Source organism: Streptomyces sp. NBC_01689, assembly GCF_036250675.1.
In the GTDB taxonomy this organism is placed as follows: Bacteria; Actinomycetota; Actinomycetes; order Streptomycetales; family Streptomycetaceae; genus Streptomyces.
Map to the genome: position 1 here is coordinate 4,454,990 of NZ_CP109592.1, position 15,316 is coordinate 4,470,305.

Annotated in this window: 13 protein-coding genes; 3 read left to right on the plus strand and 10 right to left on the minus strand. The window is 72.1% G+C overall.

All coding sequences use genetic code 11. From position 1 onward, the window contains the following. Window positions 1–138: 138 nt before the first annotated feature. The 10 genes from OG776_RS18925 to OG776_RS18970 are packed head-to-tail and all read right to left on the minus strand — an operon-like array spanning window position 139 to window position 10,651. A complete protein-coding gene (locus tag OG776_RS18925) occupies window positions 139–1,638 on the minus strand; it encodes an NADH-quinone oxidoreductase subunit N (RefSeq protein WP_148009991.1) in 1,500 nt (499 codons plus the stop codon). Then, a complete protein-coding gene (locus OG776_RS18930) occupies window positions 1,635–3,212 on the minus strand; it encodes an NADH-quinone oxidoreductase subunit M (RefSeq protein ID WP_329321793.1) in 1,578 nt (525 codons plus the stop codon). The genes OG776_RS18925 and OG776_RS18930 overlap by 4 nt, the downstream gene beginning before the upstream one ends. A gap of 6 nt (window positions 3,213–3,218) precedes the next feature. Continuing rightward, the gene (locus OG776_RS18935; protein WP_329321795.1) at window positions 3,219–5,210 is read right to left on the minus strand and encodes an NADH-quinone oxidoreductase subunit 5 family protein; all 1,992 of its coding nucleotides are present in this window, start codon (window positions 5,208–5,210) and stop codon (window positions 3,219–3,221) included. After that, a complete protein-coding gene (nuoK, locus tag OG776_RS18940) occupies window positions 5,207–5,650 on the minus strand; it encodes an NADH-quinone oxidoreductase subunit NuoK (RefSeq protein WP_148009988.1) in 444 nt (147 codons plus the stop codon). The genes OG776_RS18935 and nuoK overlap by 4 nt, the downstream gene beginning before the upstream one ends. Continuing rightward, the gene (locus OG776_RS18945) at window positions 5,650–6,249 is read right to left on the minus strand and encodes an NADH-quinone oxidoreductase subunit J family protein (protein ID WP_148009987.1); all 600 of its coding nucleotides are present in this window, start codon (window positions 6,247–6,249) and stop codon (window positions 5,650–5,652) included. Before OG776_RS18945 ends, nuoK begins: the two co-directional genes overlap by 1 nt. Continuing rightward, entirely contained in the window at window positions 6,246–6,989 is a 744-nt protein-coding gene (locus OG776_RS18950) for a NuoI/complex I 23 kDa subunit family protein (protein WP_329321798.1), read from the minus strand. The genes OG776_RS18945 and OG776_RS18950 overlap by 4 nt, the downstream gene beginning before the upstream one ends. 2 nt (window positions 6,990–6,991) lie before the next feature. After that, window positions 6,992–7,960 carry a complex I subunit 1/NuoH family protein gene (locus tag OG776_RS18955; RefSeq protein ID WP_148009986.1) on the minus strand — a complete coding sequence of 323 codons (969 nt, stop codon included), beginning with the start codon at window positions 7,958–7,960 and terminating at the stop codon, window positions 6,992–6,994. Beyond that, window positions 7,957–9,528 carry an NADH-quinone oxidoreductase subunit C gene (locus OG776_RS18960; protein ID WP_329321801.1) on the minus strand — a complete coding sequence of 524 codons (1,572 nt, stop codon included), beginning with the start codon at window positions 9,526–9,528 and terminating at the stop codon, window positions 7,957–7,959. The genes OG776_RS18955 and OG776_RS18960 overlap by 4 nt, the downstream gene beginning before the upstream one ends. Then, window positions 9,525–10,196 (minus strand): NADH-quinone oxidoreductase subunit B, encoded by a 672-nt coding sequence (locus OG776_RS18965; RefSeq protein ID WP_410093228.1) that lies wholly within the window; start codon window positions 10,194–10,196, stop codon window positions 9,525–9,527. The genes OG776_RS18960 and OG776_RS18965 overlap by 4 nt, the downstream gene beginning before the upstream one ends. 29 nt (window positions 10,197–10,225) lie before the next feature. Continuing rightward, window positions 10,226–10,651: an NADH-quinone oxidoreductase subunit A gene (locus tag OG776_RS18970; protein ID WP_148009984.1), complete on the minus strand. Its 426-nt coding sequence runs from the start codon at window positions 10,649–10,651 to the stop codon at window positions 10,226–10,228. Window positions 10,652–10,973: 322 nt separating this feature from the next. Here OG776_RS18970 and OG776_RS18975 point away from each other — a divergent pair, with 322 nt between their 5' ends. The 3 genes from OG776_RS18975 (at window position 10,974) to OG776_RS18985 (ending at window position 15,116) form a co-directional block, all read left to right on the plus strand. Then, window positions 10,974–12,323 (plus strand): sensor histidine kinase, encoded by a 1,350-nt coding sequence (locus tag OG776_RS18975; RefSeq protein ID WP_329321804.1) that lies wholly within the window; start codon window positions 10,974–10,976, stop codon window positions 12,321–12,323. Window positions 12,324–12,728: 405 nt separating this feature from the next. Next, the gene (locus OG776_RS18980) at window positions 12,729–14,084 is read left to right on the plus strand and encodes a sensor histidine kinase (RefSeq protein ID WP_148009982.1); all 1,356 of its coding nucleotides are present in this window, start codon (window positions 12,729–12,731) and stop codon (window positions 14,082–14,084) included. 372 nt (window positions 14,085–14,456) lie between these two features. After that, window positions 14,457–15,116, plus strand: a complete 660-nt coding sequence (locus OG776_RS18985; protein ID WP_329323727.1) for a response regulator transcription factor — start codon at window positions 14,457–14,459, stop codon at window positions 15,114–15,116. Window positions 15,117–15,316 lie beyond the last annotated feature (200 nt).

The window sequence follows — 15,316 nt, forward strand, 5'->3', positions numbered from 1 at the left end:
TGGACCCTCCCGTACTGGTCAACGCCAGGCGGGGAGCACTAGTTCCCTTGTGCGCACGAGGGTGGGTGTCGGCCGTCCGGGTGAGCGCGGGTGTCGTGCGGAGATGTCCCGGACGTCGTACGGGTGTGTCGCGGGGCGTCAGAACAGGGTGGTCGCCGAGAAGCGGAGGATCAGCTGGGGCGCGCCGGAGAGGGCGATGGCCAGGACCGCGGTCAGGGCCAGCGCGGCGGTCAGGGGGGCCGGCACCCGGTGCCGTTCGGTCTCGCCCTCCGGGGAGCGGAAGAGCAGGGTCGTCCACTGGAGGTAGTAGAAGAGGGCGATGACGACGTTGACGGCCATGATCACGGCGAGCCAGCCGAGTCCGGCGTCGACGGCCGCGGAGAACACGGTGACCTTCGCGAAGAGTCCGATGATGCCCGGCGGCAGGCCCGCCAGGCAGAGCAGGAAGAAGCCGAGGAGGAGTGCGGAGAGCGGGCTCCTGGCGTACAGGCCGCGGTAGTCGCTGATGCGGTTGCGGGGGCTCGTACGGGCGACGAGGGCGGCCACCGCGAAGGCTCCGAGGTTCACGGCCGCGTACATCAGGGCGTACGCGACGGTGGAGCCGATGGCCTTCTCGGCGTCCTTGGAGTAGGCGGCGGACGCGATCGGCACCAGGAGGTAGCCGGCCTGGCCGACGGAGGACCAGGCGAGCAGCCGTACCGCGCTGTACGCGCGCGTGGCCCGCTGTCGCAGGGCGCCGACGTTGCCGACGGTCATGGTGAGGGCGGCCAGCGCGGCGAGCGCGGGGCCCCAGACGTCCGCGTAGGACGGGAAGGCGACGACGGTGACGAGGATCAGTCCGGAGAAGCCGACCGCCTTGCCGACGACCGACAGGTAGGCGGCGATCGGCAGGGGTGCTCCCACGTAGGTGTCGGGGACCCAGAAGTGGAAGGGCACGGCGGCCGTCTTGAAGGCGAAGCCGACGAGGGTGAGGACGACTCCGGTCTGGGCGAGCGTGTGGAACTGTCCGTCGACGTGCTGGATCCTGTCCGCGATCCGGGTGAGGTAGAGGGTGCCGGTCGTGGCGTAGACGAAGCTGACGCCCATGAGACTCACGGCGGTGGCGGTGACCGAGGACAGGAAGAACTTCAGGGCCGCTTCGGAGGATTTCCTGTCGCCGTGCTTGATGCCGACGAGGGCGAAGGCGGGCAGGGAGGCCACTTCCAGGGCGACGACGAGGGTCGCGAGGTCGCGTGAGGCGGGCAGCAGGGCGGCACCGGCGGCCGAGGAGAGCAGCAGGAACCAGTACTCCCCCTCGGGCAGTCCCTTGTCGGCGTCCTTGAGGGCGGTGACCGACAGCAGGGCGGCCAGGAGCGCCCCGCCGAGGACGAGGAGCTGGATGACGAGCGTGAAGCGGTCGGCGGTGTAGCTGCAGAGGCCGGTGTCGCCCGAGAGGCAGAAGGTGGCGTGGTCGCCGTCCAGGAGGGGCAGCAGCAGGAGCGCGGACGCGGCGAGTCCGGCGACCGAGACCCAGCCGAGGAGCGCTTTCCTGCCGTCTCCCAGGAAGAGGTCGGCGACGAGCACGACGAGTCCGGCGACCGCCGTGACGGTGGGCGGCGCGATCGCGAGCCAGTCGACGGACTGGACCATGGAGCTCATCGGGTGCCTCCTGCGAGGAGCTGCTGTACCGCCGGGTCGGTCAGGCCGAGGAGGGCCTTCGGCCACAGGCCGGCGACGACGGTGAGGACGACCAGCGGGGTCCAGGCCGCGAACTCGTAGCCGCGGACGTCGGCGAGTTTCGGGGTCTGCGGCTTCGGGGTGGCGCCCATGCACACCCGGCGTACGACGAGGAGCATGTACGCGGCGGTGAGGAGGGTGCCGAAGGCGGCGACGGCCATGAAGGTCAGGAACGCGGGGCGGCTGAGACCGGCGGCGGGCTCGAAGGCGCCGAACAGGGCCAGCATCTCGCCCCAGAACCCGGCGAGGCCGGGCAGCCCGAGCGAGGCGACGGCGCCGAAGGCGAGCAGGCCGCCGAGGCGTGGGGCCTTGCCGTACAGCGTGGCCCCGGTCTCCTCGGCGAGGGTGTCGAGGTCGGTCGTGCCCGTACGGTCCTTCAGCGCCCCTACGAGGAAGAAGAGCAGGCCGGTGATGAGGCCGTGGGCGATGTTGGCGAACAGCGCGCCGTTCACACCGGTGGGGGTCATCGTGGCGATGCCGAGCAGGACGAAGCCCATGTGACCGACGGACGAGTAGGCGATGAGCCGCTTGAGATCGCCCTTCGCGCCCTGTCTGACGAGGGCGAGGCAGGCCAGAGATCCGTAGATGATCCCGACCACGGCGAAGGCGGCGAGGTACGGGGCGAAGGTGTGCAGCCCGTCCGGTGTGACCGGCAGCAGGATCCGGACGAAACCGTACGTTCCCATCTTCAGCAGTACCCCGGCCAGCAGCACCGAGCCGACGGTGGGCGCGGCGGTGTGGGCGTCCGGCAGCCAGCTGTGCAGCGGCCACATCGGCGTCTTGACCGCGAGCCCGATCCCGATCGCCAAAACGGCGATGACCTGCACGGATGTGCTCAGCGACCGGCCGTTGTCAGTGGCGAGTGCCACCATGTCGAACGTGCCCGCCTTGATTCCGATCAGGAGCAGGCCGAGCAGCATGACGACCGAACCGAGCAGGGTGAAGAGGATGAACTTCCACGCGGCGGCCTGCCGCTGCGCACCGCCCCAGCGGGCGATGAGGAAGTACATCGGGATGAGCACCATCTCGAACGCGAGGAAGAACAGCAGCAGGTCGAGGACGGCGAAGGTGGCGAGGGTGCCGGACTCGAGGACGAGGACGAGTGCGACGAAGGCCTTCGGGGTCGGGCCCGCGGGCATCTTGAAGTAGCTGTAGAGCGCGCAGAGGAAGGTCAGCAGCGCGGTCAGGACCAGGAGGGGGAGGGAGATGCCGTCGATGCCGAGATGGATGCGCACGTCGAGTGCGGGGATCCAGCTGATGTCCGTCGTGGCCTGCATCTTCGACGGGTGGTCGTGGTCGAAGCCGAGCGCGAGGACGATCGCCGCGATGAGCACCGCGCCGGTGACGGTCACGCCGTGCCGCAGCACGGCCTGTCCGGGCGACTTCCCCTTCAGTCCGGGCGGGGCCGGGAGCAGGGCGGCGGCGGCGCCGATGAGCGGGCCGACGACGATGAACGCCAGAAGGATCTGCATCACGGATTCACTGGTATCGATCATGCCGGCTCACGCTCCCGTGGCGACGAGGAGGGCGGCGACCACCAGGACGACGGTGCCGGCGAGCAGCGCGCTCACATAGGTCTGCACATTGCCGGTCTGCGCGCGCCTCACGGCGGCGCCGAGCCAGCGGGGCAGGGCGCCCGCGGCGCGTACGTAGGTGTCGACGACCTCGCGGTCGAGGAACCGGACGAGCGAGGCCCCGGCCTGGACCGGGCGGACGAACAGCACGGTGTACACGGCGTCGAGGTGGAAGCCGACGGCCGCGTGGCGGTGCAGCGGGCCGAGCAGCAGTCGGCCCGGGTCCGCGGGGTCGGGTGCGTAGGCCACGTCGCCGAAGGTGGGTTCGTGACTCGCGATCGCCTCCGCCTCGACCTGGCCGGCGTCGCCCTCGGGGTGGGCCGCGACGGAGCCGAGCGGGACGCGGGCGGCGAGCACGGTGGTCTGCCGCCAGGCTCCGTAGGTGACCAGTCCGCCGACCAGGGCGAGCCCGGTGCCGAGGACGGAGGTGGTGAGTACGGGTGTCAGGTCGCGGCCGTCGAACCAGTCGGGCAGCGTGCCGTACAGCAGGCCGAAGGCGAGCGAGGGGACGGCGAGCACCCACAGCACGGCGGTCATGGTGATGGGCTGCCTGCCGTGGTCGGGGGCTTCGGTGCCACGGCCGCGGAAGGCCAGCAGCCACAGTCGGGTGGCGTACGCCGCGGTGAGCACGGCCGTGATCAGACCGGCGACGAGGACGATCCAGCCCGCGGCGCCGGGGGCGTGTTCGGTGTGGCCGGTGGCGACGTGTTCGGCGGCGCCGAGGACGGCTTCCTTGGAGAAGAAGCCGCTGAACGGCGGGATCGCGGCGAGGGCGAGCAGCGCCACGGTCATCGTCCAGTAGGCGTCGGGGACGCGGGCGCGCAGGTCCTTCATCCGGGACATGACGGCCAGTGAGTTGGTGCCGGAGGCGTGGATGATCACGCCGGCGGCGAGGAACAGCAGCGCCTTGAAGGCGCCGTGTGCGAGGAGGTGGAAGACGGCGGCGCCGCGGTCGCCGACGGCGAGGGCGCCGGTCATGTAGCCGAGCTGGCCGATCGTGGAGTAGGCGAGGACGCGTTTGATGTCGTCCTGGGCGAGTGCGGCGAGTGCGGAGCCGGCCATGGTGACGGCTGCCATGACGGCGAGGACGGTCATCGCGGCCGACGAGGCCTGGAAGACGGGGAGGAGCCGGGCGATGAAGTAGACACCGGCGGCGACCATCGTCGCGGCGTGGATCAGCGCGGAGACGGGGGTCGGGCCCGCCATGGCGTCGGGCAGCCAGGTGTGCAGCGGGAACTGCGCGGACTTGCCCGCGACTCCGGCGAGGAGCAGCAGGGCGATCAGCGTCGGGTGGTGGAGTCCGCCGCTCGCGACGGTGCCGAGGACCGTGGTGATGCGGAAGGACCCGGCGTCGGTGGCGAGGGCGAACAGGCCGATGAGGAAGGGGACGTCGCCGAGTTTGGTGACCAGGAAGGCCTTGAGGGAGGCGGCGCGGGCTTCGGGGGTCTCCCAGTAGTGGCCGACCAGGAAGTAGGAGCAGATGCCCATGACCTCCCAGCCGACGAGCAGCACGATCAGGTCGCCCGAGTACACGACGAGGAGCATCGCGGAGGTGAACAGGGAGACGAGAGCGGCGTAGGAGGGGTAGCGGGGGTCGTCGCGCAGGTAGCCGGTCGAGTAGATCTGCACGCAGGTGGCGACGACGCCGACCAGGACGGCGACGAGAGCGGCGAAGCCGTCGATGTACAGGGCCAGTTCGATCGGGACCGAGCCGGTGGGCGTGAGTTCGGTGGCGGCGCTGACGGCCTGGTCGCCGCCCTGGCGCACCGCGACGAGCACGGCGACGACGAGGGAGGCGAGGGGCGGGAGTACGGCGAGGGGGTGGACGAACCCGGGGGCCGTGCGGCCGAGGAGGAGTCCGGTCACGGCGCCGAGGAACGGCAGGAGGGGGACGAGGACGGCGAGGGTGGTCGTGGTCACGCGGTGGCCTCAGCCTTCTCGTCTGCCGGGACGGGGGCTCCCTGGGGGCCGTCGTCGTCGGGGCGGTCACCGTCCGGTCCGTCGTCGTCCTGGCCGTCTCCGTCGGGGCCGCCGGTCTCGGGTCCCTCGGCGGTGTCGCGCAGTCGGTCGATGTCCGCGGTGCCGCGGTTGCGGTGGACGGCGAGGACGATCGCCAGGCCGATGCCGATCTCGGCGGCGGCGATGGCGATGGTGAACAGGGTCAGGGCCTGTCCGGAGTGGAGCGTGTCGCGGGCGGCCCTGGAGAGCCAGACGTCGAAGGCGACGAGGTTGAGGTTGACGGCGTTGAGCATCAGCTCGACGGACATCAGGACCAGGATCGCGTTGCGGCGTGCGAGGACTCCGTAGAGGCCCGTGCAGAAGAGGAGGGCGGCGAGCACGGCGGGATAGGCGAGGTGCATCAGCGGGCCTCTTCCTTCTCCGCGGACTTCGCCTTGCGGGAGAGGACGATCGCCCCCACCAGGGCGGCGAGGAGGAGGACGGACAGCGCTTCGAAGGGGAGCACCCAGTTCTGGAAGAGGCTCGCCCCGGTCACCTCGGTGGAGCCGGAGGCGGGGCCCGCCAGGTCGACCCAGGTGGTGCGGAAGGCGTCGACGACGACCCAGACCAGGGCGGCGGCCGCGGCGAGGGCCACGGTCAGGGCGGCCCAGCGGTTGCCGGAGTCGGCGTCCGGGGAGCGGCCGATGGGGGCCCTGGTGAGCATCAGGCCGAACAGGAGGAGGACGACGACGGATCCGACGTAGATGAGGACCTGGACCCAGGCGATGAACTCGGCGGTGAGCAGGAGGTATTCGACGGCGAGACCGCCGAGCGCCACCACCAGCCAGAGGGCGGCGTGCACCAGCTGCCTGGTGGTGACGGTGACGATCGCGGCGCCGAAGGTGACCAGGCCGACGAGGAGGAAGGTGATCTCGACGCCGGTCGGGGAGAGGAAGCCGTGGTTCCCGGCGGCGGTGGTCGTGGCGGGTGCCGCGAGGGCCGTGGCTGCTGCGAGGCTCACGCGTCACCGTCCTGTGGTCCGGTGGGCTCGGTGGGGTCGGGTGCCGTCGTCCCGGTCGTCCCGGTCGTCCCGGTCGCCTCGGTCGTCCCGGTCGCCTCGGTCGTCCCGGTCGCTTCGGTCGCTTCGGTCGCTTCGGTCGCTTCGGTCGCTTCGGTCGCTTCGGTCGCGAGCTTCTCGGCCTGGGCGGCCTCCGCGGCCTGGGCGGCGAGTTTCTCGGCCTCGGCCGTGAGCTTGTCGGCGGTCTTGCGGGCGGCGGCCAGTTCCTTCGGTTCCTCGGCGCCGGCGTCGAGGGCGGGCGGGGCGGGGACCGTCCACATCCACTCGCGCAGTTTGTCGCGCTCGTGGGTGAGTTCGTGGATGTCGGTCTCCGCGTACTCGAACTCCGGTGACCAGAACAGCGCGTCGAAAGGACAGACCTCGATGCAGATACCGCAGTACATGCACAGGGAGAAGTCGATCGCGAAGCGGTCGAGGACGTTGCGGCTGCGCTCGCGGCCACCGGGTGCGGCGGCCGGGACCGTCTCCTTGTGGGAGTCGATGTAGATGCACCAGTCCGGGCACTCGCGGGCGCACAGCATGCAGACCGTGCAGTTCTCCTCGAAGAGTCCGATCACACCGCGCGAGCGGGGCGGCAGTTCGGGCTGGACGTCCGGGTACTGCGCGGTGACGGTCTTCTTCGTCATCGTGCGGAGGGTGACGGCCAGGCCCTTGGCCAGGCCTGAGCCGGGTACGGGGGCCATGGTTACGAGATCACCACCTTGACGATGCCGGTGAGGGCGATCTGGGCGAGGGAGAGGGGGACGAGGAGGGTCCAGGAGAGCTTCTGGAGCTGGTCCTCGCGCAGGCGGGGGTAGGTGACGCGGAGCCAGATCACGACGAAGGCGAGGATCGCGGTCTTCAGCAGGGTCCAGACCCAGCCGAGGCCGTCCGCGCCCCAGGGGCCGTGCCAGCCGCCCAGGAACAGGACGGTGGTCAGACCGCACAGGACGACGATCCCGGCGTACTCGGCGAGGAGGAAGAGCGCGAAGCGCAGGCCCGTGTACTCGGTGTACGCGCCGAAGATGATCTCCGAGTCGGCGACGGGCATGTCGAAGGGGGGGCGCTGGAGTTCGGCGAGGCCCGCCACGAAGAAGACGATCGCGCCGACGATCTGCCAGGGCAGCCACCACCACTGGAACGCGTCGACGATGCCGGGCAGCGAGACCGTGCCGGCCGCCATCGCGACGGAGGCGGCGGTCAGCAGCATCGGGAGTTCGTAGGCGAGCAGCTGGGCGGCGGTGCGCAGACCGCCGAGGAGGGAGAACTTGTTGGCCGAGGCCCAGCCCGCCATGAGCGAGCCGAGGACGCCCACGCCCATCACGGCGAGGACGAAGAAGATGCCCGCGTCGACGACCTCGCCGACGGCCCCCTCGCCGGGACCGATCGGAATGGCGAGCAGGACGAGGAGGTACGGGAGGAGGGCCACGGCCGGGGCGAGCTGGAAGATACGGCGGTCCGCGCCCGCGGGGACGATGTCCTCCTTCTGCGCGAACTTCACGCCGTCGGCGACGAGCTGGGCCCAGCCGTGGAAGCCGCCGGCGTACATAGGACCGACGCGGCCCTGCATGTGGGCCATCACCTTGTGCTCGGTCTGACCGACGATCAGGGGGAACGTCAGGAAGACGACGAAGACGACGACGAGTCGCAGGGCGACGTCGAGGGCGTCGTTCACTGCGTGCCTCCAGTGGGGTCGTCGGGGTCGGGCTGACGTCCGGCGGTGGGTTCCGGCTCGGACTCCGGCCCGGACTTTGGCTCGGACTCCGGTGCCTGCTCGGGCGTGCGCTCGGCCGACCCGGTCTGTCCCGTCGTCTCGGTCGGTCCCGTCGTCTCGGTCGGTCCAGTCGGCTCGGTCGACTCATCGGGCTCAGCCGGCTCGGTCGGGTTCGTCCGAGGCTGCGGCTGTGGTTCCGGACCCGGCTTCGGCCGGGCTTCGGGCTTCGGCTCGTCGAATGCGGGGCGGGCGTGATGCCAGGGGGCGTCCGAGCCGCGTGGTCCGGCGGACCGCGCCGGTGTCGCGGGGGGCGTCGCGCCGTCAGCACCATCCGTACCCGGCTCGGCGCCCGCGGCGTCGCGCTCGGCACCCGCGGCCCCCGGCTCCGCACCCGCGGCGCTCTGTTGCGCGCCTGCGGAATCCGGTCCGGCCGGTTCGGCGGGTCCGGCCGATGCGGCGCCCTCGGCTTCTCGAGCACCCTGAGCGGCACTCGGGGGCGTCGCCTCCGGGGTCTCCGCCGTTCGCTCCGCGCGCTGGGATGCCGATCCCTGGCCGGCGCTGCGCGCGCGGCGGGGTCCGCCCGACGGCGTCGGGGCCGTCGGCCGACCGGCGCCCGGTACCGCTGTCGGCTCGCCCGCGGAGCCTCGGCCCGCGGGGGCCTCGCCCGTGGCACTCCGGCCCGCGGACTCCTGGCCCTCGGGGTCCTTGCCCACAGGCTCCTTGCCCGCGGGCTCCTGACCACTCACGGAACTCTGGCTCGCGGAACCCTGACTGGCACTGCGCGTACGACGGGAAGGTGCCGCGGCCCCCGCGCCCACACCGGAACCGGCACCCGCAGCTGCCGTCTGGTCCGTGGCGGCCGTCTGGCCCACGGTGCCGTCCGCCGCCGTGCGTGCCCGGCGTACCGGGCGGTCGCCCGCGGCGGCGCGGGCACCGCCCCGCGCCGGACGGGCGGGGGCGGGCGGGAGCTGGCCCTTCAGCGGACCCCAGTCGTTGGGATCGGGAACTCCGGGCGGGAGCATCTGCCGGCGCTTCGGACCACCGTGGTCGGACTCCCCCGGCTCCTTGGCGCCGGGCCAGGCCTTGGCGACCCGGGCGGCGAGGACGAAGTCCTTGCGGAGGGGGTGGCCCTCGAAGCCCTCGGGGAGAAGCAGCGGGTCGAGGCCGGGGTGGCCCTCGAAGGTCACGCCGAACATCTCGTGGGTCTCGCGCTCGTGCCAGCCGGCGCCCGCGTAGACGGAGACCGCCGACGCCAGGACGGGTGCGGAGTGCGGGACGGTGGTGCGGACGAGGAGGCGGCGCACCGGGGACAGGGCCACCACGTGGGCCGCGACCCGGAAGCCCGTACCGGGTTCGTCGACGGCGCTCAGCCAGTCGAAATAGCTGCAGCCGAGGGTGGTCCGGGCCGTTTCGAGGGCCGCGGTCCAGGAGGCGGGCGGTACGTCGACCGTCAGGACCTCGTACGACTCCTCGGCGGTGGCCTCCGGGCCGAAGAGTTCCTCGACGGGGGCGGGGAGCCAGCCGGTCACTTGTCGCCCTCCCCGGGAATCGTCGGGGCCGGCGGGGCCACCAGCCCGCTCTGGAGCGCGGCCGCGGACGGCCGTCGCGAGGAGCCGTAGCGCTCCCCGAGCGACTCCCGGGCGATCTTCTCCTGGAGCTTGAGGATGCCCTGGAGCAGCGCCTCGGGCCGGGGCGGGCAACCGGGCACGTAGACGTCGACGGGGATGATCTGGTCGACGCCCTTGGTGACGGAGTACGAGTCCCAGTAGGGGCCGCCGCAGTTCGAGCACGCGCCGAAGGAGATGACGTACTTCGGCTCGGGCATCTGCTCGTACAGACGCTTGACGGCCGGGGCCATCTTGTCGGTGACGGTGCCGGAGACCACCATCAGGTCGGCCTGGCGCGGGCCCGGCGCGAACGGGATCACACCGAGCCGGATGAAGTCGTGCCGGGCCATCGACGCGGCGATGAACTCGATCGCGCAGCAGGCCAGGCCGAAGTTGAAGACCCAGAGCGAGTAGCGCCGGCCCCAGTTCAGGACGACCTTCATGGGCTCGGGGGCGAGCCGGGAGAGCACGCCCAGCCGTTTCGGCTCGGGCAGCAGGACCGGCTGCCCGGAGGCCCCGGCCGCACGGTCGCCCGCGTCGCCGCCCGTGCCGCCGTGGCTGTTCCTGCCCGAGGTCATGCCCGGGCTCATGCCCGAGGTCGCGTCCGAGGTCATGGGGGTCACGTCCATGTGAGGACGCCCTTCTTGTATGCGTACAGCAGGCCCACGGCGAGGAAGCCGAGGAAGATGAACATCTCCACGAGCGTCGCGGCGCCGTAGCCGGGGGCGGCGAAGACCGTCGCCCAGGGGAAGAGGAAGATCGAGTCGACGGCGAAGATCACGTAGAGGAACGCGTAGACGTAGTAGCGGACCTGGGTGTGGGCCCAGCCCTCGCCGACGGGGTCGACACCGCACTCGTACGTCAGGAGTTTCTCGGGTGTGGGGACCACCGGCCGCAGCAGCCGGCCCGCCCCGAAGGCGACGGCGACGAAGAGCACGCCCACGACGGCGAGCAGTCCGACGACCGAGTAGGACTGGAAGTAGCCCGCCGCGAGGACGGTCGGTTCCGGCACGTCAGCCCCTCGCTCCCTGACCTCGTGGCGCACGCCGTACGCACGTCGCGCACGCTGCGATACGCCCTGTTCGACGATCTGTACGGACGGGAGTCTAGGGCCTGCTAAAGAAACGGTAAGCAGGCCGTCACACCCTGATTATCGTGGACACGTCATGGTCGAGTGCTGGACTCGTCCTGCTCGTGCGCCACGGGATTCCCATCCGTCTCCCGTCCGTCTCCCGCGATCGCTTCCCATTGGACCGCAGGCCCACGCCCGGCACAGCACGGGAGGTCGCGAAGGTAGGGCTTTCCCCAGTGGATCCGGGCGGGTCACCTCATGGCGCGGCGGCTCGCCGCCGGGCAGGCTAGCGAATATGACCGAACGCATCACCGCGATCGTCCCGCCGGACGGGACCCCCGCCGGGACAGCAGGCAGAACCACGGACGGATCCACGGACGGATCCACGGGCGGCCCGGCTGCCGGGAGGTCCGACGCCGCGACCGGCGGCACGCCCGACGCGCTCTCCGGCGTGCCCGGCGACACGGCCGGTGAAGCGTCCCACGGTGACCGGCTGCCGTCCCCGCGCTTCGCCTTCGGCCGCCGCACCTGGCAGGAGATCGCGCATCTGCTCGCCAACCTGCCGGTCTCGATCTTCGGCTTCGTCTACGTCGTGACGATGGTGTCCACGGGCTCGGCGCTCGCGGTGACCGTGGTGGGACTGCCCCTGCTCGCGGGCGGCCTGCTGGGCGCACGGCAGCTGGGCAAGCTGGAGAGGGCCCGGGCGCGGGCGCTGCTCGGCGTGCGGATCGACGAGCCGAGCCCGCTTCCGGTGCGTCGCACGGGCTTCTTCGGCTGGCTGTGGTCGAGCCTGAAGGACCCGGTGGGCTGGCGGACGGTGCTGTACGACCTGATCAGACTGCCGTGGGGCGTGCTGACCTTCACCGTCACCCTGACGTCGCTCTTCGTGCTGTGGCCGGTGCTGCCGTTCATCGCGCGCGGGCTGACCAACGTGGACCGGGCGATGGTGCGGGGGCTGCTGTCGCCCTCCGACGAGCTGGAGCGGCGCATCGCGGAGCTGGAGTCGGACCGCGGGGTCGTGGTCGACACGGCCGCGGCGGACCTGCGGCGCATCGAGCGGGACCTGCACGACGGGGCCCAGGCCCGGCTGGTCAACCTCGCGATGGGACTCGGCCTGGCCAAGGAGAAGCTCCTGGAGGGCCAGGCCGACGAGACCGTCGCGGCGATGGTCGACGAGGCGCACGGCGAGGTGAAACTGGCCCTCCAGGAGCTGCGCGACCTGGCCCGCGGCATCCACCCCGCGGTCCTCACCGACCGCGGCCTGGACGCGGCGCTGTCCTCGGTCGCCACGCGCTGCACGGTGCCGGTGAAGGTGACCGCCGACCTGCCGTCGAGGCCGGCCGCGGCGATCGAGGGCATCGCCTACTTCACCGTCTCCGAGCTGCTGCAGAACATCAGCAAGCACAGCGGGGCGAGGTCGGCGTCCGTCGACGTGTGGCGGACGGACCAGCGGCTGCTCATACAGGTCCAGGACGACGGGCGGGGCGGCGCCCGGCTGGACCGCGGTACGGGGATGGCGGGGCTCGCGGACCGGCTCGGCGCGGTGGACGGGCTGTTCGTGATCGACTCCCCGCCCGGCGGCCCGACCACCATCACGGCGGAACTGCCCTGGCGGGACCGGCAGGACGATCCGGCAGCACGGTAGTGCTCCGCACGGGAGCCGCCGGACCCCGAGCGGACCCATCGGAGCCGCCTGCCCCGAGCGGACCCACCGGAGCCGCCTGCCCCGGGCGGACCCGACCGGACCCGACCCGGACCCGACCCGCCCCGGGCGGACCCGGCGCGCCGGAACCCGCCCGCGCCGGCGCGCCCGGACCCGGCCAGGTGCGCCTGGATCGGGTCCGGGCGCACCGCCGTTCCCGGGCCCGCACGGAGGCGACCGCCCTGCCCCGGTCCCGGGCGAACGCCCGGCACCCGGCACCCGTCGCCGGGCCCGGGGTAGGGAAAACCCCCGTCCCAAGAGGCCTACCCGCTCCATGTCCCCCGGGCCCCGCAGCCAGCAGGGTTGAGGTACGAGCTGACGAGCGGGACGAGTAGAACGGACGAGCCGATGGCCACGGAGTACGGACAGGGGTACGGGGACGGGAGCGGAGCCGGGTTCCACGGGGCGGCTGCCGGGGACCGGCGCCACCGCCTCCCGGCGGCGCTGCGGACGCCGTTCGAGGCCCGCAGCTGGCGTGAGTTCGGCTACGTGATGCTGAGCCTGCCGCTCGGCATCGCCATGTTCACGTTCGCCGTCACGATGTTCTCGCTGGGCGCCGGCCTGCTGATCACCTTCCTGGGCGTCCCGGTGCTCGCCGGAGCGCTGGCGGGCTGCCGCGGGTTCGGCGCGCTGGAGCGGGCCCGGGCACGCGGACTGCTCGGGGTCGAGATCGCCTCGCCGGAGCCCGTGGTCGTGCGCAGGCAGGGGGCGATGGCGTGGATGGGGGCCATCCTCAAGAACGGTTCGTCGTGGCGGCACCTGCTCTACTCGGTGCTGCAGTTCCCGTGGTCGGTGTTCTCGTTCGTGGTGGCGCTGACCTTCTGGACGTACGGCTGGGCGATGCTGACGTACCCGCTGTGGTTCTGGCTCTTCCCGGTCTACGGCGGCCAGGGCGGTCTGCAGCTCTACGGCGACGGCACCCACAGCATCTACCTGGACAACCCTTTCGAGATCACCGTGACCGCCCTGCTCGGGCTGCTGATCACCATGGCGACGCCGTGGATCGTGCGGGCGCTCACGACGGTGGACCGGCTGATGGTGCTGGGGCTGCTCGGGCCGTCGCGGCTGGCGACCCGGGTGGTCGAGCTGGAGTCGGACCGCGGGGTCGTGGTCGACACGGCCGCGGCGGACCTGCGGCGCATCGAGCGGGACCTGCACGACGGGGCCCAGGCCCGGCTGGTCAACCTCGCGATGGGACTCGGCCTGGCCAAGGAGAAGCTCACCGAGGACCCGCGGGCCGCGGCGCGGATGGTGGACGAGGCGCACGGCGAGGTGAAGACGGCGTTGCAGGAGCTGCGGGACCTGGCCCGCGGCATCCACCCGGCGGTCCTCACCGACCGTGGCCTGGACGCGGCGCTGTCCTCGGTCGCCACGCGCTGCACGGTGCCGGTGTCGGTGGACGTGGACCTCGCCGCGCGGCCCGCCGCCGCGATCGAGGGCATCGCCTACTTCACCGTCTCCGAGCTGCTGCAGAACATCAGCAAGCACGCGCGGGCGACCCGGGCCACGGTCGACGTCTGGCGCATCGAGAACCGGCTGATGCTGCAGGTCGTCGACAACGGTGTGGGCGGAGCCGACGTCTCCGCGGGCTCGGGCCTCGCGGGACTCGCGGAACGGCTGGACGCGGTGGACGGGATCCTGGTGGTGGACTCCCCCGCGGGCGGTCCCACCCGGATCACGGCCGAGCTGCCCTGGCGGGGCTGACCGGACCGGTACCGGACCGGTACCGGTCGGTGCGAGCGCGGGGCCGCCCCGCCCGTACCGGCCGGTTCCGGCGCGTGGCCCCCCTCCCCCCGCACCGCCACCGCCACCGCCACCGCCACCGTCCGAACGGTGCCGTCCCCCCGAACGGCCGGCACCGGCACGTGGCCGGCCTTTCGTAACAGCTGGTACCCGCACGCGGCCGCTCCCCCGACCGACCGCTCCGCGTACGCCGCCGATCCGCCCCGGCGATTCTCGTCGCCCCGGGCGCCGGCCGGTCCCGATGCTGGAATGCTGAGGGCTGTCGTACGACCGGGGCGCAGCCGGCGCCGGCCGGGTACGGGCTGTGGGGGGCCGAACATCGTGGAGGACAGGGTGCGGGTGGTCATCGCCGAGGATTCAGTGCTGCTCAGGGAGGGCCTGACCCGGTTGCTGACCGACCGGGGGCACGACGTCGTGGCCGGTGTCGGCGACGGCGACGCCCTGATCAAGACCATCACCGACCTGGCGGCCGGAGGCGCGCTGCCGGACGTCGTGGTGGCCGACGTACGGATGCCGCCGACCCACACGGACGAGGGCGTCAAGGCGGCCGTGCAGTTGCGCAAGCACCACCCGGGACTCGGTGTGCTCGTGCTGTCGCAGTACGTGGAGGAGCGCTACGCCACCGAACTGCTGGCCGGTTCCAGCCGAGGTGTCGGCTATCTGCTCAAGGACCGGGTCGCCGAGGTGCGCGAGTTCGTGGACGCCGTGGTGCGGGTGGCCCAGGGGGGTACCGCGCTCGACCCCGAGGTGGTCGCGCAGCTGCTGGGGCGCAGCCGCAAGCAGGACGTGCTGGCCGGGCTCACACCGCGCGAGCGGGAGGTGCTGGGGCTGATGGCCGAGGGGCGGACCAACTCGGCGATCGCGCGGCAGCTGGTGGTGAGCGACGGAGCGGTGGAGAAGCACGTCAGCAACATCTTCCTGAAGCTCGGGCTGTCCCCGAGCGACGGGGATCACCGGCGTGTTCTGGCGGTTCTGACCTACCTCAACTCCTGAATGGCTGACACTGTGTCAGGTGCAGGGACCGCGGTGACCCGGAGCCCCGGACGAGGTCCGCACGAGGTCGGCGCAAGGACGGCGTGAGAACCAGGACGTGAGAACCGGAGGGCGAGCGGGGAGCATCTTCGGGACAACGATCGGGGGGCGAGCAAACCATGACAAGTCAGGGCGTCGAACCCTCTCAAAATGGTGTCCAT